General features: G+C 63.0%; 24 protein-coding genes. 22 read left to right on the top strand and 2 right to left on the bottom strand.

The window, feature by feature from the left end:
• Window positions 1-24: 24 nt before the first annotated feature.
• From hisG to F7R26_RS18575, 16 genes are all read left to right on the top strand, one after another.
• On the top strand, window positions 25-687 hold the full coding sequence (gene hisG / locus F7R26_RS18650) for an ATP phosphoribosyltransferase (RefSeq protein ID WP_150985708.1): 663 nt from the start codon (window positions 25-27) through the stop codon (window positions 685-687).
• Window positions 688-720: 33 nt separating this feature from the next.
• Window positions 721-2,058 carry a histidinol dehydrogenase gene (hisD, locus tag F7R26_RS18645; protein WP_150985707.1) on the top strand — a complete coding sequence of 446 codons (1,338 nt, stop codon included), beginning with the start codon at window positions 721-723 and terminating at the stop codon, window positions 2,056-2,058.
• A gap of 92 nt (window positions 2,059-2,150) precedes the next feature.
• Window positions 2,151-3,251, top strand: coding sequence for a histidinol-phosphate transaminase (gene hisC, locus F7R26_RS18640; RefSeq protein ID WP_150985706.1), 1,101 nt, complete (start codon window positions 2,151-2,153; stop codon window positions 3,249-3,251).
• 4 nt (window positions 3,252-3,255) lie between these two features.
• Window positions 3,256-3,849, top strand: a complete 594-nt coding sequence (gene hisB, locus F7R26_RS18635; protein WP_006159655.1) for an imidazoleglycerol-phosphate dehydratase HisB — start codon at window positions 3,256-3,258, stop codon at window positions 3,847-3,849.
• 122 nt (window positions 3,850-3,971) lie between these two features.
• Window positions 3,972-4,595, top strand: a complete 624-nt coding sequence (locus tag F7R26_RS18630; protein ID WP_043350221.1) for a YchE family NAAT transporter — start codon at window positions 3,972-3,974, stop codon at window positions 4,593-4,595.
• Window positions 4,592-5,245, top strand: coding sequence for an imidazole glycerol phosphate synthase subunit HisH (hisH, locus tag F7R26_RS18625; RefSeq protein ID WP_170301849.1), 654 nt, complete (start codon window positions 4,592-4,594; stop codon window positions 5,243-5,245). The genes F7R26_RS18630 and hisH overlap by 4 nt, the downstream gene beginning before the upstream one ends.
• An 89-nt stretch (window positions 5,246-5,334) precedes the next feature.
• Window positions 5,335-6,081: a 1-(5-phosphoribosyl)-5-[(5-phosphoribosylamino)methylideneamino]imidazole-4-carboxamide isomerase gene (gene hisA / locus F7R26_RS18620; RefSeq protein WP_006159658.1), complete on the top strand. Its 747-nt coding sequence runs from the start codon at window positions 5,335-5,337 to the stop codon at window positions 6,079-6,081.
• A 78-nt stretch (window positions 6,082-6,159) separates the two neighbouring features.
• Window positions 6,160-6,930, top strand: coding sequence for an imidazole glycerol phosphate synthase subunit HisF (gene hisF / locus F7R26_RS18615; protein WP_150985704.1), 771 nt, complete (start codon window positions 6,160-6,162; stop codon window positions 6,928-6,930).
• Between the two features lie 15 nt (window positions 6,931-6,945).
• Window positions 6,946-7,353, top strand: a complete 408-nt coding sequence (gene hisI, locus F7R26_RS18610) for a phosphoribosyl-AMP cyclohydrolase (RefSeq protein WP_043350207.1) — start codon at window positions 6,946-6,948, stop codon at window positions 7,351-7,353.
• Complete coding sequence (locus F7R26_RS18605) at window positions 7,350-7,730, top strand: phosphoribosyl-ATP diphosphatase (protein WP_150985703.1); 381 nt, start codon at window positions 7,350-7,352, stop codon at window positions 7,728-7,730. The genes hisI and F7R26_RS18605 overlap by 4 nt, the downstream gene beginning before the upstream one ends.
• Before the next feature lie 60 nt (window positions 7,731-7,790).
• Window positions 7,791-8,165 (top strand): DUF4870 family protein, encoded by a 375-nt coding sequence (locus tag F7R26_RS18600; RefSeq protein WP_150985762.1) that lies wholly within the window; start codon window positions 7,791-7,793, stop codon window positions 8,163-8,165.
• Between the two features lie 72 nt (window positions 8,166-8,237).
• Window positions 8,238-8,594, top strand: coding sequence for a histidine triad nucleotide-binding protein (locus F7R26_RS18595; RefSeq protein ID WP_150985702.1), 357 nt, complete (start codon window positions 8,238-8,240; stop codon window positions 8,592-8,594).
• A gap of 163 nt (window positions 8,595-8,757) precedes the next feature.
• On the top strand, window positions 8,758-8,994 hold the full coding sequence (gene tatA, locus F7R26_RS18590) for a Sec-independent protein translocase subunit TatA (RefSeq protein WP_043350196.1): 237 nt from the start codon (window positions 8,758-8,760) through the stop codon (window positions 8,992-8,994).
• 151 nt (window positions 8,995-9,145) lie between these two features.
• Complete coding sequence (gene tatB / locus F7R26_RS18585; protein WP_150985701.1) at window positions 9,146-9,655, top strand: Sec-independent protein translocase protein TatB; 510 nt, start codon at window positions 9,146-9,148, stop codon at window positions 9,653-9,655.
• A gap of 130 nt (window positions 9,656-9,785) precedes the next feature.
• The gene (gene tatC, locus F7R26_RS18580; protein ID WP_150985700.1) at window positions 9,786-10,583 is read left to right on the top strand and encodes a twin-arginine translocase subunit TatC; all 798 of its coding nucleotides are present in this window, start codon (window positions 9,786-9,788) and stop codon (window positions 10,581-10,583) included.
• 246 nt (window positions 10,584-10,829) lie between these two features.
• Window positions 10,830-11,921 carry a porin gene (locus tag F7R26_RS18575; RefSeq protein ID WP_150985699.1) on the top strand — a complete coding sequence of 364 codons (1,092 nt, stop codon included), beginning with the start codon at window positions 10,830-10,832 and terminating at the stop codon, window positions 11,919-11,921.
• Between the two features lie 472 nt (window positions 11,922-12,393).
• On the opposite strand, the gene F7R26_RS18570 is transcribed toward F7R26_RS18575, so the two are convergent.
• The gene (locus F7R26_RS18570) at window positions 12,394-13,587 is read right to left on the bottom strand and encodes a Do family serine endopeptidase (protein WP_150985698.1); all 1,194 of its coding nucleotides are present in this window, start codon (window positions 13,585-13,587) and stop codon (window positions 12,394-12,396) included.
• Between the two features lie 19 nt (window positions 13,588-13,606).
• On the opposite strand from F7R26_RS18570, the gene F7R26_RS18565 reads away from it, so the two are divergent.
• The gene (locus F7R26_RS18565) at window positions 13,607-14,353 is read left to right on the top strand and encodes a Nif3-like dinuclear metal center hexameric protein (protein WP_150985697.1); all 747 of its coding nucleotides are present in this window, start codon (window positions 13,607-13,609) and stop codon (window positions 14,351-14,353) included.
• 54 nt (window positions 14,354-14,407) lie between these two features.
• Here F7R26_RS18565 and mscL read toward each other — a convergent pair whose 3' ends face one another.
• Window positions 14,408-14,839, bottom strand: coding sequence for a large conductance mechanosensitive channel protein MscL (mscL, locus tag F7R26_RS18560; protein ID WP_150985696.1), 432 nt, complete (start codon window positions 14,837-14,839; stop codon window positions 14,408-14,410).
• Window positions 14,840-15,050: 211 nt separating this feature from the next.
• On the opposite strand from mscL, the gene petA reads away from it, so the two are divergent.
• The 5 genes from petA (at window position 15,051) to F7R26_RS18535 (ending at window position 19,285) form a co-directional block, all read left to right on the top strand.
• Window positions 15,051-15,668 carry a ubiquinol-cytochrome c reductase iron-sulfur subunit gene (gene petA / locus F7R26_RS18555; protein ID WP_150985695.1) on the top strand — a complete coding sequence of 206 codons (618 nt, stop codon included), beginning with the start codon at window positions 15,051-15,053 and terminating at the stop codon, window positions 15,666-15,668.
• Between the two features lie 2 nt (window positions 15,669-15,670).
• Window positions 15,671-17,074, top strand: coding sequence for a cytochrome b (locus tag F7R26_RS18550; protein WP_150985694.1), 1,404 nt, complete (start codon window positions 15,671-15,673; stop codon window positions 17,072-17,074).
• A 37-nt stretch (window positions 17,075-17,111) separates the two neighbouring features.
• Window positions 17,112-17,855: a cytochrome c1 gene (locus F7R26_RS18545; RefSeq protein WP_043350170.1), complete on the top strand. Its 744-nt coding sequence runs from the start codon at window positions 17,112-17,114 to the stop codon at window positions 17,853-17,855.
• A gap of 257 nt (window positions 17,856-18,112) precedes the next feature.
• Entirely contained in the window at window positions 18,113-18,724 is a 612-nt protein-coding gene (locus F7R26_RS18540) for a glutathione S-transferase N-terminal domain-containing protein (protein ID WP_035870642.1), read from the top strand.
• A gap of 63 nt (window positions 18,725-18,787) precedes the next feature.
• Window positions 18,788-19,285 (top strand): ClpXP protease specificity-enhancing factor, encoded by a 498-nt coding sequence (locus tag F7R26_RS18535; RefSeq protein WP_150985693.1) that lies wholly within the window; start codon window positions 18,788-18,790, stop codon window positions 19,283-19,285.
• Window positions 19,286-19,322 lie beyond the last annotated feature (37 nt).

The following is a 19,322-nucleotide window of genomic DNA, read 5'->3' as shown; positions in this document are numbered from 1 at the left end:
GCACGAAAAGATAAAAGGACGCAGATGAGCCCCTCCCCGACCCAGTTGACGCTGGCCCTCTCCAAGGGCCGGATCTTCACCGAAACCATGCCGCTGCTCGAGGCGGCCGGCATCCACGTCACCGAGGATCCGGAGACCTCGCGCAAGCTGATCCTGCCCACCTCCGATCCGGACGTGCGCGTCATCATCGTGCGCGCCTCCGATGTGCCGACCTACGTGCAATACGGCGCGGCCGACTTCGGCGTGGCTGGCAAGGACGTGCTGATGGAACACGGCATGGCCGGGCTCTACGCACCGATCGACCTGAATATCGCCAAGTGCCGCATGTCGGTTGCAACCTCGGCCGGCTTCGACTACGCCAGCGCGGTGCGCCAGGGCGCGCGGCTGGCCGTGGCCACCAAATATGTGCAGACCGCGCGCGAGCACTTCGCCAAGAAGGGCGTGCACGTGGACCTGATCAAGCTGTATGGCTCGATGGAACTCGGGCCGCTGGTGGGACTGGCCGACGCCATCGTCGACCTGGTCAGCACCGGGGGGACCTTGCGCGCCAACAACCTGGTCGAAGTGGAAGAGATCGTGCAGATATCGTCGCGCCTGGTGGTCAACCAGGCTGCCCTCAAACTCAAGCGTGAGCGGCTTGCCCCGATTCTCGACGCGTTTGAACGGGCCTCCGCCGCGCTGGCCTGACGCCGCGCGAGAGAGAGCCTGGGGAATGGAGTCATGAACGAAAATTCTATGGAAAACCTCGCAATCCGCCGGCTGGATTCAACCGAGCAGGGCTTTGCCGCCGAGTTGCGCAAGGTACTGGCGTTCGAAGCCGGTGAAGACGACGCCATCGATCGCGCCGTGGCGCAGATCCTTGCCGATGTAAAGGCACGCGGCGACGCCGCGGTACTGGAGTACACGCAGCGCTTCGATCGTGTGGAAGCCAGTTCCATGGCCGCGCTGGAGATCTCGCCGGCCAAGCTCGAAGCCGCGCTCGAGGAGCTCGAGCCCAAGCGCCGCGCCGCGCTGGAAACCGCGGCGGCGCGCGTGCGCGCCTACCACGAGAAGCAGAAGATCGAGTGCGGCAGCCACAGCTGGGAATACACCGAGTCCGACGGCACCGTGCTGGGACAGAAGGTGACGCCGCTGGACCGCGTCGGCATCTATGTGCCGGGAGGCAAGGCCGCGTATCCGTCGTCCGTGCTGATGAACGCCATCCCCGCACGCGTGGCCGGCGTCAAGGAAGTCATCATGGTCGTGCCCACGCCGGGCGGCGTGCGCAACGAGCTGGTGCTGGCCGCGGCGCAGATCGCCGGCGTGGACCGCGTGTTTACCATCGGCGGCGCGCAGGCGGTTGGCGCGCTGGCTTACGGCACGGGCTCACTGCCCCAGGTAGACAAGATCGTTGGCCCGGGCAACGCCTATGTGGCGGCGGCCAAGCGCCGCGTGTTCGGCACCGTTGGCATCGACATGATCGCCGGCCCGTCCGAGATCCTGGTGATCTGCGACGGCACCACTGATCCGGACTGGGTGGCGATGGACCTGTTCTCGCAGGCCGAGCACGATGAGCTCGCGCAGTCCATTTTGCTGTGCCCGGACTCGAACTACCTGGCCCAGGTGGAAGAAAGCATCCACCGCCAGCTTGACGCCATGCCGCGCCGCGACGTCATCCGTGCGTCGCTGTCCGGGCGCGGCGCGCTGATCCGGGTACGCGACATGGACGAGGCCTGCGAGATCGCCAACGCGATCGCGCCGGAGCACCTGGAGATTTCCGCCGAGAACCCGCGCCACTGGGCCGAGAAGATCCGCCACGCCGGCGCCATCTTCCTGGGCCGCTATACCAGCGAGTCGCTGGGCGACTATTGTGCGGGGCCCAACCACGTGCTGCCGACCTCGCGCACCGCGCGTTTCTCGTCGCCGCTGGGCGTGTACGACTTCCAGAAGCGCTCCAGCCTGATCGAAGTGAGCGAGCAGGGCGCCCAGATGCTGGGCCAGATCGCCGCCGAGCTGGCCTATGGCGAGGGCTTGCAGGCCCACGCCCGCAGCGCCGAGTATCGCCTCAGGCGTAACTGAGGCACAGCGGCCGGGTTCCGGTTTTCTCGGCGCCCGGCCGGATTGCAGCAATCCAATCAGCACCGACAACCACCGACCAACGAGGTAATCCAATGTCCGTAGTGCAGCCTTCCCTGATCGAACGCATCATCCGTGACGACGTACGCGCCATGGGCGCCTACCATGTGCCGGATTCGCACGGTCTGGTGAAGCTGGACGCGATGGAGAACCCTTACCAGCTGCCCGACGCGCTGCGCGCAAAGCTGGCCGCGCGGCTGGCCGAGGTGGCGCTGAACCGCTATCCGGTGCCGAGCAGCGAAGTGCTGCGCGCGCGCCTGAAAACGGTCATGGACGTGCCCGCGGGCATGGACGTGCTGCTGGGCAACGGCTCGGACGAGATCATCAGCATGTTGTCGCTGGCCGCCGCCAAGCCGGGCGCCAAGGTGCTGGCACCGGTACCGGGCTTCGTCATGTACGCCATGTCCGCCCAGTTTGCCGGGCTGGAATTCGTCGGCGTGCCGCTCAAGGCGGATTTCACGCTCGACCGGGCCGCCATGCTCGCGGCCATGGCCGAGCACCAGCCGGCTATCATTTACCTGGCCTACCCCAACAATCCCACCGGCAACCTGTTCGATGCGGATGACATGGAAGCCATCGTGCGCGCCGCCCAGGGCGAGACCTGCCAGAGCCTGGTGGTGGTCGACGAGGCCTACCAGCCGTTCGCCCAGGATACCTGGATGCCGCGCCTGGCCGAGTTCGGCAACCTGCTGGTGATGCGCACCGTGTCCAAGCTGGGCCTGGCTGGCATCCGGCTGGGTTACCTGGCCGGTGCGCCGGCCTGGCTCTCGCAGATCGACAAGGTGCGCCCGCCGTACAACGTCAATGTGCTGACCGAGGCCACCGCGCTGTTCGTGCTGGAGCATGTCGACGTGCTGGACCAGCAGGCCGCGCAACTGCGCGCCGAGCGTGCCACCGTGGCCAGCGCACTGGCCGCCTTGCCGGGCGTGACGGTCTACCCGAGCGCCGCCAATTTCCTGCTGGTGCGCGTCGACGATTCCGCCCGTGTGTTCGACGGGGTGCTCGCGCGCAAGGTTTTGATCAAGAACGTGGGTAAAATGCACCCATTGCTGGCCAACTGTCTGCGCGTCACGGTCAGCACTCCCGAAGAGAACGCGCAATTTCTCGCTGCCTTCCAGGCGGCGTTGCAGGATTAACACCATGCGTGTTGCAGAGGTCACCCGCAATACTTCGGAAACGCAAATTCGCGTTTCGCTGAATCTCGATGGCACCGGCCGCCAGAAACTGGCGTCCGGCGTGCCGTTCCTCGACCACATGCTGGACCAGATCGCCCGCCATGGCATGTTCGACCTCGAGGTCGAAGCCAGCGGCGACACCCATATCGATGACCACCACACGGTGGAAGACGTCGGTATCGCGCTCGGCCAGGCCGTTGCCAAGGCCATCGGCGACAAGAAGGGCATCACCCGCTACGGCCACAGCTATGTGCCGCTGGACGAATGCCTGTCGCGCGTCGTGATCGACTTCTCCGGCCGCCCGGGCCTGGAGTTCCACGTGCCGTTTACCCGCGCGCGGGTGGGCAGCTTCGACGTGGACCTGACCATCGAGTTCTTCCGCGGGTTCGTTAACCATGCCGCGGTGACGCTGCATATCGACAACCTGCGCGGCATCAATGCCCATCATCAATGCGAAACCGTGTTCAAGGCCTTCGGCCGCGCGCTGCGCATGGCGGTGGAAATGGATCCGCGCGCCGGCAACACGATTCCGTCGACCAAGGGCACCCTCGTCGGCTGAGCCTTAACGGCGTCCACCAGCCTCGCACGGCAGCGCGTTCTGCGCCGCCGGCGGCAAATTTCCGATCAATGTGGTGCCGATGCGGCACCAACGCGGCATTAGCGCGACATTAGCCCAACCCGATGGATACGCTTAAGTCGTTCATCTCGCTGCTGGCGCTGATCAACCCGATCGGGGCCATCCCGTTCTTCATCAGCCTGACTACCCAGCAGACCGAGGAAGAAAAGCGGCATACCATCAAGATCGCGTCGATCTCGGTGGCGACGGTAGTGGGCATTTCCGCCTTGCTGGGCCAGCAGATCATTGAGTTCTTCAATATCTCGGTGGCCTCGCTCCAGGTGGGCGGTGGCCTCATCATGATCATGATGGCGATGAACATGCTGAACGCCCAGACCAGCCGCACCAAGGCGACGCCCGAGGAAGAGGACGAGGCGGAAGCCAAGGCCAGCATCGCGGTGGTGCCGCTGGCGCTGCCCTTGCTGACTGGGCCTGGCTCGATCAGCACGGTAATCGTCTATGCCGGCAAGACCCAGCACTGGTACCAGTTGCTGATTCTGGTCGGAATTGGGATCGCGCTTGGTGCAGTGGTATATATAGTATTCCGCGCGGCGGACCCGATCGCGCGCGTGATCGGCCGCACTGGCATCAATATCGGCACGCGCCTGATGGGACTGATCCTATCGGCGCTGGCCGTGGAATTCATTGTGGACGGGCTTAAGACATTGTTGCCTGTTTTGAAATCATGACTACCATAGCAATTGTGGATTACGGCATGGGCAACCTGCGCTCGGTGGCACAGGCCCTGCGTGCGGCGGCGCCCGAGGCGGACGTGCAGGTGGTGGACCAGCCCGAGGCGATCCGCGCGGCGGACCGTGTGGTGCTGCCCGGCCAGGGGGCGATGCCCGACTGCATGGGCGCGCTGGGCGCGTCCGGCCTGCAGCAGGCGGTGATCGAGGCCGCTGCCAGCAAGCCGATGCTGGGCGTGTGCGTTGGCGAACAGATGCTGTTCGACTTCAGCAAGGAAAGTAGGGCGCAGGACGGCAGCACGCCTTGCCTGGGGCTGTTGCCCGGCGAGGTGATCCGCTTCGAGCTGGAAGGCATGACCCAGCCGGACGGCTCACGCTACAAGGTGCCGCAGATGGGCTGGAACCGGGTGCGGCAAGCGCGCGCCCATCCGCTGTGGGCTGGCATCCCCGATGAAAGCTGGTTCTATTTCGTGCATAGTTACTACGTGCATGCGCAGGATCCGGCGCATATTGCCGGCGAAACCGACTACGGTGTCTTATTTACGAGCGCGGTAGCGCGCGATAATATTTTTGCCACGCAGTTCCACCCGGAAAAGAGCGCCGCCATGGGCTTGCAGTTGTACCGGAACTTCGTGCATTGGAATCCCTGAACCTCGATAGCGGCTTTTTCGGGACCGAGTTGGCCGGCCACGGTGGCTAGCTCAATTTTCTCTTTCACTCAATCACGCTCGTCACACTTATGTTGCTCATTCCGGCCATCGACCTGAAGGACGGTCAATGTGTACGCCTTAAACAAGGCGACATGGACCAGGCCACCGTCTTTTCCGAAGATCCCGCCGCCATGGCACGTCACTGGGTGGAGCAGGGCGCACGGCGCCTGCACCTGGTCGACCTCAATGGTGCGTTCGTGGGCAAGCCCCGCAATGAAGCTGCCATCAAGGCCATCATCGCCGAGGTGGGCGATGAGATCCCGATCCAGCTCGGCGGCGGCATCCGCGACCTGAACACCATCGAGCGCTGGCTCGACGGCGGCCTGTCGTACGTGATCATCGGCACGGCCGCGGTCAAGAATCCCGGGTTCCTCAAGGATGCCTGCACGGCGTTCGGCGGCCATATCATCGTCGGCCTGGATGCTCGTGAAGGCAAGGTTGCCACCGACGGCTGGAGCAAGCTGACCGGCCACGAAGTCGCCGACCTCGCGCGCAAGTACGAGGACTACGGTGTGGAAGCCATCATCTACACCGACATCGGCCGCGACGGCATGCTGCAGGGCATCAATATCGATGCCACCGTCAAGCTGGCGCAGTCGGCGACGATTCCGGTGATCGCCAGCGGCGGGCTGTCCAACCTGGCCGACATCGAACGTCTGTGCAGTGTGCAAAAGGATGGTGTCGAGGGCGTCATCTGCGGCCGCGCGATCTATTCGGGCGACCTCAATTTCGCCGAAGCCCAGGCGCTTGCCGACAAGCTCGGCGCCGAGCAGTAAGACAACGCGCCTCGCGCGCGACAATTGCAGCCACCGGCGCCGTGCATGCGCGCAGCGCCGTGGCGGGCAAGGAATCTCATGCTAGCCAAACGTATCATCCCCTGCCTCGACGTGACCAACGGGCGGGTGGTCAAGGGTGTCAACTTCGTCGAATTGCGCGACGCGGGCGACCCGGTCGAGATCGCCCGCCGTTACGACGAGCAGGGTGCCGATGAAATCACTTTTCTTGACATCACCGCGACCAGCGACGGCCGCGACCTGATCCTGCACATCATCGAGGCGGTGGCCTCCCAGGTCTTCATCCCGCTGACGGTAGGTGGCGGCGTGCGCGCCGTGGAAGACGTGCGCCGCCTGCTCAATGCCGGTGCGGACAAGATCAGCGTCAACTCCTCGGCCATCGCCAACCCGCAACTGGTGTCGGACGCCACTGCGCGCTACGGGTCGCAGTGCATCGTGGTCGCGATCGACGCCAAGCGCAGCTCCGCGCCCGGCGAGCCGGCGCGCTGGGAAGTCTTCACCCACGGCGGGCGCAAGGCCATCGGCCTGGACGCCGTGGCATGGGCATGCGAGATGGCCGCGCGCGGCGCCGGCGAGCTGCTGCTCACCAGCATGGACCGCGACGGCACCAAGAGCGGGTTCGACCTTGAGCTCACGCGGGCTGTCAGCGACGCGGTGTCTGTGCCGGTGATCGCCTCGGGTGGCGTGGGCGGCCTGAAGGACCTGGCCGACGGCATCAAGCTGGGGCACGCCGACGCGGTGCTGGCCGCCAGCATCTTCCACTACGGCGAGCACACCGTTGGCGAAGCAAAGGCATTCATGGCCCGCGAGGGCATTCCGGTGCGAATCTGAACACGGCGAACCGACATGGCAAAGAAGTGGCTCAACAAGGTTAAGTGGGACGACAACGGCCTGGTGCCGGTGATCGTCCAGGAAGTCGGCTCGAACGACGTGCTGATGTTTGCGTTCATGAACCGCGAAGCGCTGCAGCGCACCGCGGAGATCGGCGAGGCCGTGTTCTGGTCGCGCTCGCGCAAGCGCCTGTGGCATAAGGGCGAGGAATCCGGCCACGTGCAGAAGGTGCACGAGATGCGCCTGGATTGCGACGAAGACGTGGTCCTGCTCAAGGTCACCCAGAATGACGGCATCGCCTGCCACACCGGGCGCCATTCCTGCTTTTTCCAGAAGTTCGAGGGCGACGCCGAGAGTGGTGACTGGCAGACCGTCGAGCCCGTGCTCAAGGATCCGTCCACCATCTACGCGGCCAAGCCATGAGCGAACAACACTTGAGCAGCGCGGACGTGCTGGCCCGCCTGGCCGCCGTGCTGGAGTCGCGCAAGCCGGAGAATGGCGGCGACCCCGACAAATCTTACGTGGCACGCCTGTTCCACAAGGGTGACGACGCCATCCTGAAGAAGATCGGCGAGGAAGCCACCGAAACCGTGATGGCTGCCAAGGATGCTCGCGCTGCCGGCCTGGGTCCGGAGGCGGTCGGCAAGGTGGTGTACGAGGTGGCCGATCTCTGGTTCCACAGCATGGTGCTGCTCGCCCGTTTCGGCCTGAAGCCGGCCGACGTGGTCAACGAGCTGGCTCGCCGCGAAGGACTGTCCGGTCTTGAGGAAAAAGCACAGCGCAAGGCCGACGGCGGTTGAATGACCGCGCCGGCCCCGCCGGCAACCCGCAACTACGAGCCGCTTCGAGGAGCAACGACGATGGGGGATGTGATCACCGCTGACGACGACCGGCTCGCTAGCCTGCGCAAGCTGACGCACATCCTTTATGCGCTGTACGCCATTTTCTGGCTGACCGGCGGCATCACCGCGCTGATCGCCATCGTGGTCGGGTACGTCAAGCGCGACGACACCCGAGGCACGCTCTACGCCTCCCACTTTGCCTGGCAGATCCGCTCCTTCTGGTGGTCGGTGGCGTGGGCCATTCTGGGCGGCGTGCTGTTCGCTACGGTGTTCCTGATACCGCTGGCCTTTGCGGCATGGGGCGTGCTGTCCCTGTGGATGTTGTATCGTATCGTCAAGGGCTGGCTCTACCTGAACGACAGCAAGCCGATGTACCCGGATCAGCGTTTCTGATGCTTCTGACGGGGATCCCGGCGGGTTCCTGGCGAAATCGCAGCCTGATTTGCTGCGCGCAATGAAATTTTCATGAATTCACCGCACAATTGCCTCTTCTGCCGGATCGTGGCCGGCCAGCTACCGTCGCGCAAGGTGTATGAAGATGACGAAATGCTGGCTTTCCATGATATCCACCCGAAAGCCCCGGTACACTTCCTGCTCATTCCCAAGGTGCATGTCGATTCGCTGGCCGATTGCGGACCCGGCGAAGGCGCGGTGCTTGCTAAAATGATGTTGAAAGTGCCGGAGTTGGCGCGCGCGGCAGGCTGTGGCAATGGTTTCCGGACGGTGATCAATACCGGCCCGGATGGCGGACAGGAGGTGTACCACCTCCATCTGCACGTGCTTGGCGGCCCGCGTAACCAGTGGAAGGTGGCGCTGCCTTAAAACTGGCCTCAAGCCAGCCTGGCAGCCAGCCCATGCAGGACCGCGGGCCGCGTGGCCTTCGGTCAGATGCCGTGCCGGCAACCGTCGCCCGGCATGGCCTTCAGTGACGGAACAACAAGCCGGGGTGGCAGGGCGCCGCCCCAGGCTTCATCAGGAGCAGAAAATGGGTTCGTTTAGCATTTGGCACTGGCTCATCGTGCTGGTGATCGTCATGCTGGTCTTTGGCACCAAGAAGCTGCGCAATATCGGCCAGGACCTCGGTGGCGCCGTGAAGGGTTTCAAGGACGGCATGAAGGATGCCAACGGGAACCCCGCTGACGCGCCGGACGCGCCCGCCAAGGAGCTGCGCGACACCACCACCATCGACGTCGAAGCCAAGGAAAAGTCGCGCCAGCAGTAAGCGCGATCCTATCCTTGTCAGCACGCCCGATGTCCTTCCTCCTGGCAGCAATGCCTTGCCGGCCACGTTCGCCTCGCCACGCTTGCCTGCGTGACGACCTGCGCGCTGGCCGGGGCGGCCGTTGTTACGGCCTCATCCTCTCGAACCTCGCATGATCGATCTCGGCATTTCCAAGCTTGCACTGATCGGCGCGGTGGCGCTGGTGGTGATCGGTCCCGAGCGGCTGCCGAAGGTGGCGCGCACGGTCGGCGCACTGGTCGGCCGCGCGCAGCGCTATATCAATGATGTGAAGGCAGAAGTCAGCCGCGAGGTCGAGCTCGACGAACTGCGCAAGATGCGCACGGAGTTCGAGGATGCCGCGCGCGATGTCGAGCGCACCATCCACAAGGAAGTGCACGAGCACGGCCAGGCCCTGAACGATGCACTGACTGGCACCGATTCCAGCACGCAGGCAGGAGCAAGCCCGGCCAGCGGCTACGTGCCTTCCTGGGACGCGGCGCACAAGCCCCACAACGGCCGCAAGAGCTGGCGCGTCAAGCAAGGCGCGCAGCCCCTGTGGTACAAGCGCCAGCACAATGTACGGGTGTGGGCGCAATCCGGCGCCGCGCGCGTCAAGCGCCACCGTCCCGCCACCGGCCCCGCTCGCTCTTTCTTCGAGTGAGCATGAAGGGGCTTGTCCACACGCCGGTATCCGGCCGGCCACCGCTGTCGTGCGTTTCGACTTGCGCGCCGTGCCGTTGTATCGCCACTGATTCCTCGATGCCAGCCATCCCGGCTGAGCGGTCCACGCCATGAGCGACTCTCGTTCCCAAGATCCCCAAGACCCGCAAGACGATGGTCCGCAGGAAACCTTCATCTCTCACCTGGTGGAGTTGCGCTCGCGTATCGTCAAGGCAGCGTCGGGCGTGATCCTGGTGTTCGTCAGCCTGGTCTACTGGGCGCCGAACATCTACAACCTGTTTGCCAGGCCGTTGATGGAGTCGCTGCCCAAGGGGGGCAGGATGATCGTCACCGACGTCACCGGCTCCTTTTTCGTGCCGATGAAGGTGACGCTGCTGGTAGCCTTCCTGATAGCGCTGCCCTGGGTGCTCTATCAGATATGGCAGTTCGTCGCGCCCGGCTTGTACCAGCATGAGAAGCGATTGATCGTGCCGCTGGTGAGCAGCAGCTACATCCTGTTTATCTGCGGCGTGGCGTTTGCCTATTTCCTCGTGTTTCCCACGGTGTTCCATTTCATGGCGCACTACAACGCGCCGCTGGGGGCCGAGATGTCGACCGACATCGACAAATACCTGAGCTTCGCCATGACCATGTTCCTGGCCTTCGGCATTACCTTCGAGGTGCCGGTGGTCGTGATCGTGCTAGTGCGTTTCGGCGTGGTCGAACTGGAGAAGCTCAAGCAGATTCGCCCCTATGTGATCGTCGGCGCCTTCGTGATTGCTGCCGTGGTGACACCACCCGATGTGCTGTCCCAGCTGTTGCTGGCGGTGCCTTTGATTGCGCTTTATGAGCTGGGGCTGATCATGGCGCGATTCACCACAAAGCCCGTTGCTGCGGACGCCGCAGCCAGCGAAGCCCAGCCGGATTGACGGCCGGGCCGAATGGCGAGAACAAGGCTTGGCACCGTAACTTTTGCACCAAAATGGTGAAAAACGTCGTCCATGCTGTTGCGACATCACAACAAAATGTGTCCGTAACCATGGTTAACGATGAAAAAGCCTTCTGGCGTCTGGGGGGGCTGACCCATAATACGTAACAGACGTGAAGGTAAATGCGTCGCCCAAGCACTTGGGCAAGCCAAGATTTCCCAATCAGTTGACAAGGAAAGTGTCGATATGAAGATGAAACTGTTTGCAGCCGCTGTAGCTGCCCTGGCCGCTGGTGGTGCGTATGCCCAATCGAGCGTGACCCTGTACGGCGTGGTTGATGCTGGTCTCTCGTACAACAACAAGGCTAACGCAGCCGGTGACAACCTGTACCGCATGACGTCGGGCAACCAATCGGGCTCGCGTTGGGGCCTGCGTGGCGTTGAAGATCTGGGCGGCGGCCTGAAGGGCATTTTCGTCCTGGAAAGCGGCTTCAACACCGACACCGGTAGCGCTGGCGACTCCAACCGCCTGTTCAATCGTGGCGCGTATGTCGGCCTGCAGAACCAGTGGGGTGCCATCACCCTGGGTCGTCAACAGACCCTGATGTATGACTTCGGCCTGATCTATGATCCGATGGCGATCTCGACTCGCTACTCGATCACCTCGACCGCAGCTGAATTCGCTTCGCGTGCTGACAACGCCGTCAAGTACGTTGGCACGTTCGGCGGCCTGACCGCATCGGCTCTGTACTCGTTCACCAACAACGGCCAAGAAACCGCTGGCAAGTTCTCGAACGGCCGCGAATACAGCGCAGCGCTGAGCTACGCTGCAGGCCCGTTCTCGATCGGTGCTTTGTATGACCAATCGAACGCTGTTGACACGAACAACGCAGCTGGCGTCCAAACCGTTAGCGGCACGCAGCTGACCCGCCGCGCGGCTATCGCTGGTACCTATGCCTTCGGCCCGGCCAAGGTTTACGCTGGCTATCGCTACGCTCACGGCTTCAATGGCGCGACCATCACCGGCGCACCGACGGCTAACTCGGCATCCAACCTGTACTGGGCTGGCCTGGGCTACCAGCTGACCCCGGCGTTCTCGCTGACGGGTTCGGTGTACTACCACGACTTCCGCAACACCAGCGCAGATCCGTGGCAGTTCGTTGCTACGGCTGACTACGCTCTGTCGAAGCGCACCGACCTGTACACCTCGCTGTCGTACGTGAAGAACAAGAACGGTTCGTCGCTGGGCGTTGATGGTTTCAACACCTCGTCGGCTATCAACGTGCAACCTGGTGCAAACCAGTTCGGCGCTACCGTTGGCGTTCGCCACAAGTTCTAATTTAACGCGGGCGCAAGCTCGCATTAGATTGGCTTGACTGCAAAATGCCGGCATCCGCAAGGATGCCGGCATTTTGTTCTGTGCGCGCAGCATCGAGAGCGGCGCGCAAAGCAGGATCTCGGATCACGCCCGGCGCCGGTTAGTCATGGTGCACTGCCTCGATGTCCTCTAAGCGGCGTGCATCGAACCTCCCGTAAATTCCCCGCATCCCCACGCACGGCGAGTCCCGAGGCGTTCGGATTCGCCATTACAGCCGCCTTCCCCGGGTGTTCTCCTGTGCTCGGTGGACTTCGCAGTCGCATAGGCAACATGTCCCTTCCAGGCGCTTAGCGCAGCACCAGGTACGTTCACCCGGCTCGATACGCGTTGCCGTTTAGCCCAAAAACAAAAACCCCGCCACAAAGGGCGGGGTTGGGTGGAGTGGCTTGCGGCGATGCCAGTGTAGGATCTGAAGGATTGACCCGCTGCCGGCTTACTCCTCCTCATCCAGCGGCAGCGCCCGGCGCGGCGGCGGTGGGCGCTTGCCGATCATCACCGTCAGTTCGGTTGGCTTGCCACGGCGCACAACCTTCATCTTGGCCTCCGCGCCTGGCTTGAGTTGGGCGATGGCGTTGAGCAGGGCGGTGGTGTCGGTAATGCTCTGTCCATCCACCGAGACCAGCACGTCGCCCGGCTTTACGCCGGCCTTGTCCGCCGGGCCGCCCTGGACCACGGCCGCGATCAGCGCGCCTTCCTTGGCTTCGAGGCCGAACGACTCGGCGATCTCGGGGGTCATGTCCTGCGGCTCCACGCCAATCCAGCCGCGGGTCACGGAGCCGGTCGAGATGATGGATTCCATCACTTGCTTGGCCGTGGACACCGGAATGGCGAAGCCGATGCCCAGCGAGCCGCCGGAGCGCGAATAAATGGCCGTGTTGACGCCCAGCAGGTTGCCCTGCGCGTCGACCAGCGCGCCGCCGGAGTTGCCCGGGTTGATCGCCGCGTCGGTCTGGATGAAGTTCTCGAAGGTGTTGATGCCCAGGTGGCTGCGGCCCAGCGCCGAGACAATGCCCATGGTGACGGTCTGGCCGACGCCGAAGGGGTTGCCGATGGCCAGCACCACGTCGCCGACCTTGACGTTCTCGATACGCCCCAGCGTGATCGCCGGCAGGTCCTTGAGTGTGATCTTGAGCACGGCCAGGTCGGTTTCCGGGTCCGAGCCCACGACCTTGGCATTGGCCTTGCGGCCATCGGTCAGGGCGACCTCGATTTCGTCGGCGCCGTCCACCACGTGGTGGTTGGTTAGAATGTAGCCTTCCGCGCTGACGATGACGCCCGAGCCAAGGCTGGAGACCGGCTCCTGCCGCTCCGGCAGGCGATCGCCAAAGAAGAAGCGGAACCAGGGGTCTTCTGCCTGCGGATTAGGCGTTTGCTTATTGCCGTTCTTGCTGGTGAAGATGTTGACCACCGCCGGCATCGCCTGCTGGGCCGCCTCGCTGTAGGAGCCCGGCGCGGAGGAGCCGGCCACATTGGGGACGACTTCCTTCAGCGCAACGATGGGCGAACCGGATTGCACGGCCACCCGGCCGCGCTGCAGCCATTCGGGTTTGAGCGTGGCCACGACGAACCACACTGCCAGCACAACGGTGACAGCCTGAGCAAAGAACAGCCAAAAGCGGCGCAACATATTGGATTTTGGGCAGGATATGAAAACAAAAGATCTTGAATTGTACTTGAACGACCTGCTTCAAGTACCTCGATACAAAGACTATTGCCCGAACGGATGGCAAGTGCAAGGCCGCCCCGAGGTAGCGCACATCGTCACCGGCGTGACCGCGAGCCTGGCCCTGGTCGAAGCCGCGATCGAGGCTGGCGCCGATGCCATCCTGGTCCATCACGGTTATTTCTGGAAAAACGAGGATGCCCGCGTGATCGGGCAAAAGCATGCGCGTTTGAAGCGGTTGCTGGGCGCGGACGTGAACCTGCTTGCCTATCACCTGCCGCTCGACGACCATCCCGAGCTCGGCAACAACGCCCAGCTTGGCTTGCAGCTCGGCTTCACCCCTACCGGGCGCTTCGGCGACGGCCAGCTTGGCTGGACCGGCACCTTGCCGCAATCCATGCCGCTAGCCGCGCTGGCCGCCCATGTGGGTGGCGTGCTCAACCGCGAGCCGCTTGCCATCGGCGACCCTGAGCAGATGATTCGCACCGTAGGCTGGTGCACCGGCGGCGCCCAGGGCTACTTCGACGCGGCGGTGGCCGCCGGCGTGGACGCCTACCTGAGCGGCGAGGTCTCGGAGCAGACCACCCATCTGGCGCGCGAGAGCGGCGTGGCCTATCTGGCAGCGGGGCATCATGCCACCGAGCGCTATGGCATCCAGTCGCTTGGCGAACACCTGGCGCAGCAATTCGGTCTGCGCCATACCTTTATCGATATTCCCAACCCGGTTTGATCCCGGGTTGATGGCGCGAGTCCGGCGTGGTGGCCGGCCGCGCCCGGCATTGCCTCAGGGCTGGCGTGCCTTCAGGCTGTCGCGGATCTCGCGCAGCAGCATCACGTCCTCGGGCGTGGCGGCCGGTGCGGGCGGCGGTTCGGCGGCGCGCATTTTCATGATGGCGCGTACCATCATGAAGATGATGAAAGCCAGAATGATGAAATTGACCAGAATAGTCAGGAAATTCCCATAGGCAAATACGGGAACGCCGGCTTTCTTAAGGGCGTCGAGCGTGTGCGGCACGCCCGCCGGCGGCTCGGATAGCACCACGAAAAGGTTAGAGAAGTCGAGTTTGCCAATAATGCGGCCCACCACCGGCATGATCAGGTCATTCACCACGGAATCGACAATCTTGCCAAACGCGGCGCCGATAATCACACCGACTGCCAGGTCGACCACATTGCCCCGCATTGCGAAGGCCTTGAACTCCGACATCATCCCCATGTTTTCTCCCAGTGTTGCTTTCGTTGAACGGTTGTCAGGATAAAAGCCTGCCCCATCACCGCCTGTAACGCAAGCGTACAGGCCACATCGCCCTTTTTTTGGCCGATTATCGTACGTTGCGCAATCATCGTGCGCCTTTCAATGCCACATGTGCCTAAGGTACAATTTACGGTTGACGCAAAATCTAATTTGACATCCCCTGGGGTTTGGAATGAGTGACCAGCAAAACGTGAAGAACGTGGATAAGGGTCGCCGCAATTGGTTGATTGCGACGTCAGTCGCTGGCGGCATCGGAGGCGTGGCGGTAGCGGTTCCGTTCGTCAGTACGTTTGCGCCGTCAGAGAAGGCAAAGGCCGCCGGAGCCCCGGTAGAAGCCGACATCAGCGCTCTGAAATCAGGCGAGATGATGACCGTTGAATGGCGTGGCAAACCAGTCTGGATCCTGAAGCGCACCGAGGAAATGCTCGCGTCGCTGAAGAAAACCGATGCCGAAGTCGCCGACCCCAACTCGGACGTTCCCTTCACCATGAAGACGCCCGAGTACTGCAAGAACGAAACGCGTTCCCGCGCAGAACACAAAGATCTGCTGGTCGTGGTGGGCATCTGCTCCCACCTGGGCTGCTCGCCCTCCGGCCCCTTTGGCCCCGGCTCCAATCCCCAGCTCGGCTCCGATCCCGGTTTCCTCTGCCCCTGCCACGGCTCGACGTTCGACCTCGCTGGCCGCGTGTTCAAGAACAAGCCGGCTCCGCAAAACCTCGACGTACCCCCGTACCAGTTCCTGTCCGACACCAAGATCGTGATCGGCAAGGATGAAAAAGGAGACGCTTGACCATGGCGGCCGAAAAACAAGTAAAGACGACCGGCCTGCTTGGCTGGATCGACGCACGCTTCCCCGCAACCCAACTCTGGGAAGATCATCTTTCCAAGTACTACGCACCGAAGAACTTCAACTTCTGGTACTTCTTCGGCTCGCTCGCGCTGCTGGTCCTGGTCATCCAGATCGTCACCGGCATCTTCCTGGTGATGAACTACAAGCCGGACGGCACGCTCAACGCCGCCGGCATTCCCGTGGCTTACGCCAGCGTGGAGTACATCATGCGCGAGGTACCCTGGGGCTGGCTGGTGCGCTACATGCACTCCACCGGCGCCTCGGCCTTCTTCGTGGTGGTGTACCTGCATATGTTCCGTGGCCTGCTGTACGGTTCGTACCGCAAGCCGCGTGAGCTGGTCTGGGTCTTCGGCTGCCTGATCTTCCTGTGCCTGATGGCAGAGGCCTTCATGGGCTACCTGCTGCCCTGGGGCCAGATGTCGTACTGGGGCGCCCAGGTGATCGTGAACCTGTTCTCGGCCATCCCCGTGATCGGCGGCGACCTGTCGCTGTTCATCCGCGGCGACTATGTCGTGAGCGACGCGACCCTGAACCGCTTCTTCTCCTTCCACGTCATCGCCGTGCCGCTGGTGCTGCTGGGCCTGGTGGTCGCGCACATCATCGCGCTGCACGAAGTGGGCTCGAACAACCCGGACGGCGTCGAGATCAAGGCCAAGAAGGACGAGAACGGCGTGCCGCTGGACGGCATCCCCTTCCACCCGTACTACTCGGTGCACGACCTGATGGGCGTGGGCGGCTTCCTGATGATCTTCTCCGCGGTGATCTTCTTCTTCCCGGAGATGGGTGGTTACTTCCTGGAGTCGAACAACTTCGTCCCGGCCGATCCGCTCAAGACCCCGCCGCACATCGCGCCGGTCTGGTACTTCACGCCGTTCTACTCGATGCTGCGTGCCACCACCTCGAACTTCCTGCCGATCCTGTGGGTGTTCTTCGCGGTGCTGCTTGGCCTGGTGTTCCTGCGCAGCAAGGACGCCCGCATCAAGGTTGGCGCGCTTGCCATCGCCGTGATCCTGGCCGTGGGCTTCTACTTCATCGACGCCAAGTTCTGGGGCGTGCTGGTGATGGGCGGCTCGGTCGTGATCCTGTTCTTCCTGCCGTGGCTGGACCACTCGCCGGTGAAGTCGATCCGCTATCGCCCGTCCTTCCACAAGAGCATTCTCGTCGTGTTCGTGGTGGTGTTCGTCGTGCTGGGCTACCTTGGCGTACAGCCTCCGTCGCCGGTGGGTGAAAAGGTGTCGCAGCTGGGAACCCTGCTGTACTTCGCCTTCTTCCTGACCATGCCGCTGTGGAGCCGAGTCGGCCAGTTCAAGCAAGTGCCGGAACGTGTCACGTTCCACCCGCACTGAGCCCGGACGTATCCCGACAAGAGCACAAGGACAAAAGATGAAAAAGCTGCTTTCGATTCTCGCGCTGGCCGGCGCCTGCTTTGCCGCCGCGCCCGCCATGGCCAACGAAGGGGGTTACCCCCTTGAGCCGGCGCCCGTGCAAACGAGCGATCTTTCCTCGCTGCAGCGCGGCGCCAAGCTGTTCGTCAACTACTGCCTGAACTGCCACGGCGCGTCCATGATGCGGTACAACCGCCTCAAGGACATCGGCCTGACAGACGACCAGATCCGCGAGAACCTGCTGTTTTCCGGCGAGAAGGTGGGCGACATGATGACCATCGCCATGCCGCCGAAGGATGCCAAGGCCTTCTTTGGCGCCACGCCGCCGGACCTGTCGGTGATCGCCCGCGCCCGCGGCGACGACTGGCTGTACACCTACCTGCGTACCTTCTACCGTGACGACAACCGCGCCACGGGCTGGAACAACCTGGTGTTCCCGAGCGTCGGCATGCCGCACGTGCTGTGGGAGCTGCAAGGCCAGCGCGCCGCCAAGTTCGTCGAGGTGGAAGAGCACGGCGAGAAGGTGCACAAGTTCGCCGGCTTCGAGCAGATCACCCCGGGCAAGATGAGCACGCTCGAGTATGACCAGGCCACTAGCGACCTGGTTGGCTTCCTGGACTGGATGGCGGAACCCGCGCAGAACCAGCGCAAGCGCCTCGGCGTCTGGGTATTGATGTTCCTCGGCGTGTTCACCGTCTTCGCCTGGCGACTGAACGCTTCGTACTGGAAAGACATCAAGTAAAGCGCGGTAAAACCCCGGAAGGCCTGCGGGCCTGATGGGGAGAGGGCTGGGGCGGGTGTTGTGCAGAGCAACCCCGCCTCAGCCCTTTTGCTTTATGGGCTGCAGGCAAAATGCCGGATAAATGTGCTTCAAAGCAGTCTTTTATGCGTATTGAACGCACTTAAATGTGCGTCAAGAATCTCTAATTTGCTTTCTCTATATCGGTTCTGCCAGAATACCGATCCAGTCAATCGACCCCGCATCAAAGGAATCCAACCATGATGGTGTTGTATTCGGGCACCACCTGCCCGTTCTCCCAACGTTGCCGCCTCGTCCTGTTCGAAAAGGGCATGGATTTCGAGATCCGTGACGTCGACCTGTTCAACAAGCCGGAAGACATTTCGGTGATGAACCCCTACGGCCAGGTGCCCATCCTGGTCGAGCGCGACCTGATCCTGTACGAGTCGAACATCATCAACGAGTACATCGACGAGCGCTTCCCGCACCCGCAGCTGATGCCGGCCGATCCGGTGCAGCGCGCCCGCGCCCGCCTGTTCCTGTTCAATTTCGAAAAGGAACTCTTCACGCACGTCTACGCCCTCGAAAATGAAAAGGGCAAGGCCGCCGAGAAGAACCACGAGCGCGCCCGCGCCGCCATCCGCGACCGCCTGACCCAGCTCGCGCCGATTTTCGTCAAGAACAAGTACATGCTTGGCGAAGAATTCTCGATGCTCGACGTTGCCATCGCCCCGCTGCTGTGGCGCCTGGACCACTACGGTATCGAACTGTCGAAGAACGCCGCGCCGCTGCTCAAGTACGCCGAACGCATCTTCAGCCGCCCGGCCTACATCGAAGCGCTCACCCCGTCTGAAAAGGTGATGCGCCGCTAAACCGGCTTTGGCCCGACGCGACAAGCGCGTGTCGGGCCGCCGGACTGCGCCACTGGAAGCACAATGCCTGAAACCTCCACCAAGCCCTACCTGATCCGCGCCATCTACGAGTGGTGCACGGATAACGGCTTCACGCCGTACATTGCGGTCTTCGTCGACGCCAACACCAGCGTGCCGCGCGAGTTCGTCAAGAACAACGAAATCGTGCTTAACGTCAGCTTCGACGCCACCAGCGGCCTGGACATGGGCAACGAGTGGATCGGCTTCAGCGCCCGCTTTGGCGGCATCTCGCGCAAGATCGACGTGCCCATCGAGAACGTGCTCGCCATCTACGCACGCGAAAACGGCCAAGGCATGGCCTTTCCCGTGGAGCGCAGCGTGCCCGAGACCCAGGCAGCAACCGAGCGCGAGAACAACCCGCCACCCAAGCTGTCCTCGGTCGAAAGCGAGCCGCTGGTCACCGCGGAAGCCAACGAAGACCACAACGGCGACGACGAACCCACGCCGCCGCCCGTATCCCGCATTGGCGCCAAGAAACCTTCGCTGAAGGTCGTGAAGTAAGCACAGGAAGGCATCGTCAATTTGCGCCGCATGCAGT

The organism is Cupriavidus basilensis (assembly GCF_008801925.2).
Taxonomy (GTDB): domain Bacteria; phylum Pseudomonadota; class Gammaproteobacteria; order Burkholderiales; family Burkholderiaceae; genus Cupriavidus; species Cupriavidus basilensis.
The sequence above is the reverse complement of the archived record's forward strand: the minus strand, read 5'-3'. Positions and strand labels throughout refer to the sequence as shown.

Coding starts and splice junctions, on each gene's coding strand:
- hisG (WP_150985708.1), top strand. CDS start 25: ATGAGCCCCTCCCCGACCCAGTTGACGCTGGCCCTCTCCAAGGGCCGG.
- hisD (WP_150985707.1), top strand. CDS start 721: ATGAACGAAAATTCTATGGAAAACCTCGCAATCCGCCGGCTGGATTCA.
- hisC (WP_150985706.1), top strand. CDS start 2,151: ATGTCCGTAGTGCAGCCTTCCCTGATCGAACGCATCATCCGTGACGAC.
- hisB (WP_006159655.1), top strand. CDS start 3,256: ATGCGTGTTGCAGAGGTCACCCGCAATACTTCGGAAACGCAAATTCGC.
- F7R26_RS18630 (WP_043350221.1), top strand. CDS start 3,972: ATGGATACGCTTAAGTCGTTCATCTCGCTGCTGGCGCTGATCAACCCG.
- hisH (WP_170301849.1), top strand. CDS start 4,592: ATGACTACCATAGCAATTGTGGATTACGGCATGGGCAACCTGCGCTCG.
- hisA (WP_006159658.1), top strand. CDS start 5,335: ATGTTGCTCATTCCGGCCATCGACCTGAAGGACGGTCAATGTGTACGC.
- hisF (WP_150985704.1), top strand. CDS start 6,160: ATGCTAGCCAAACGTATCATCCCCTGCCTCGACGTGACCAACGGGCGG.
- hisI (WP_043350207.1), top strand. CDS start 6,946: ATGGCAAAGAAGTGGCTCAACAAGGTTAAGTGGGACGACAACGGCCTG.
- F7R26_RS18605 (WP_150985703.1), top strand. CDS start 7,350: ATGAGCGAACAACACTTGAGCAGCGCGGACGTGCTGGCCCGCCTGGCC.
- F7R26_RS18600 (WP_150985762.1), top strand. CDS start 7,791: ATGGGGGATGTGATCACCGCTGACGACGACCGGCTCGCTAGCCTGCGC.
- F7R26_RS18595 (WP_150985702.1), top strand. CDS start 8,238: ATGAATTCACCGCACAATTGCCTCTTCTGCCGGATCGTGGCCGGCCAG.
- tatA (WP_043350196.1), top strand. CDS start 8,758: ATGGGTTCGTTTAGCATTTGGCACTGGCTCATCGTGCTGGTGATCGTC.
- tatB (WP_150985701.1), top strand. CDS start 9,146: ATGATCGATCTCGGCATTTCCAAGCTTGCACTGATCGGCGCGGTGGCG.
- tatC (WP_150985700.1), top strand. CDS start 9,786: ATGAGCGACTCTCGTTCCCAAGATCCCCAAGACCCGCAAGACGATGGT.
- F7R26_RS18575 (WP_150985699.1), top strand. CDS start 10,830: ATGAAGATGAAACTGTTTGCAGCCGCTGTAGCTGCCCTGGCCGCTGGT.
- F7R26_RS18570 (WP_150985698.1), bottom strand. CDS start 13,587: ATGTTGCGCCGCTTTTGGCTGTTCTTTGCTCAGGCTGTCACCGTTGTG.
- F7R26_RS18565 (WP_150985697.1), top strand. CDS start 13,607: ATGAAAACAAAAGATCTTGAATTGTACTTGAACGACCTGCTTCAAGTA.
- mscL (WP_150985696.1), bottom strand. CDS start 14,839: ATGGGGATGATGTCGGAGTTCAAGGCCTTCGCAATGCGGGGCAATGTG.
- petA (WP_150985695.1), top strand. CDS start 15,051: ATGAGTGACCAGCAAAACGTGAAGAACGTGGATAAGGGTCGCCGCAAT.
- F7R26_RS18550 (WP_150985694.1), top strand. CDS start 15,671: ATGGCGGCCGAAAAACAAGTAAAGACGACCGGCCTGCTTGGCTGGATC.
- F7R26_RS18545 (WP_043350170.1), top strand. CDS start 17,112: ATGAAAAAGCTGCTTTCGATTCTCGCGCTGGCCGGCGCCTGCTTTGCC.
- F7R26_RS18540 (WP_035870642.1), top strand. CDS start 18,113: ATGATGGTGTTGTATTCGGGCACCACCTGCCCGTTCTCCCAACGTTGC.
- F7R26_RS18535 (WP_150985693.1), top strand. CDS start 18,788: ATGCCTGAAACCTCCACCAAGCCCTACCTGATCCGCGCCATCTACGAG.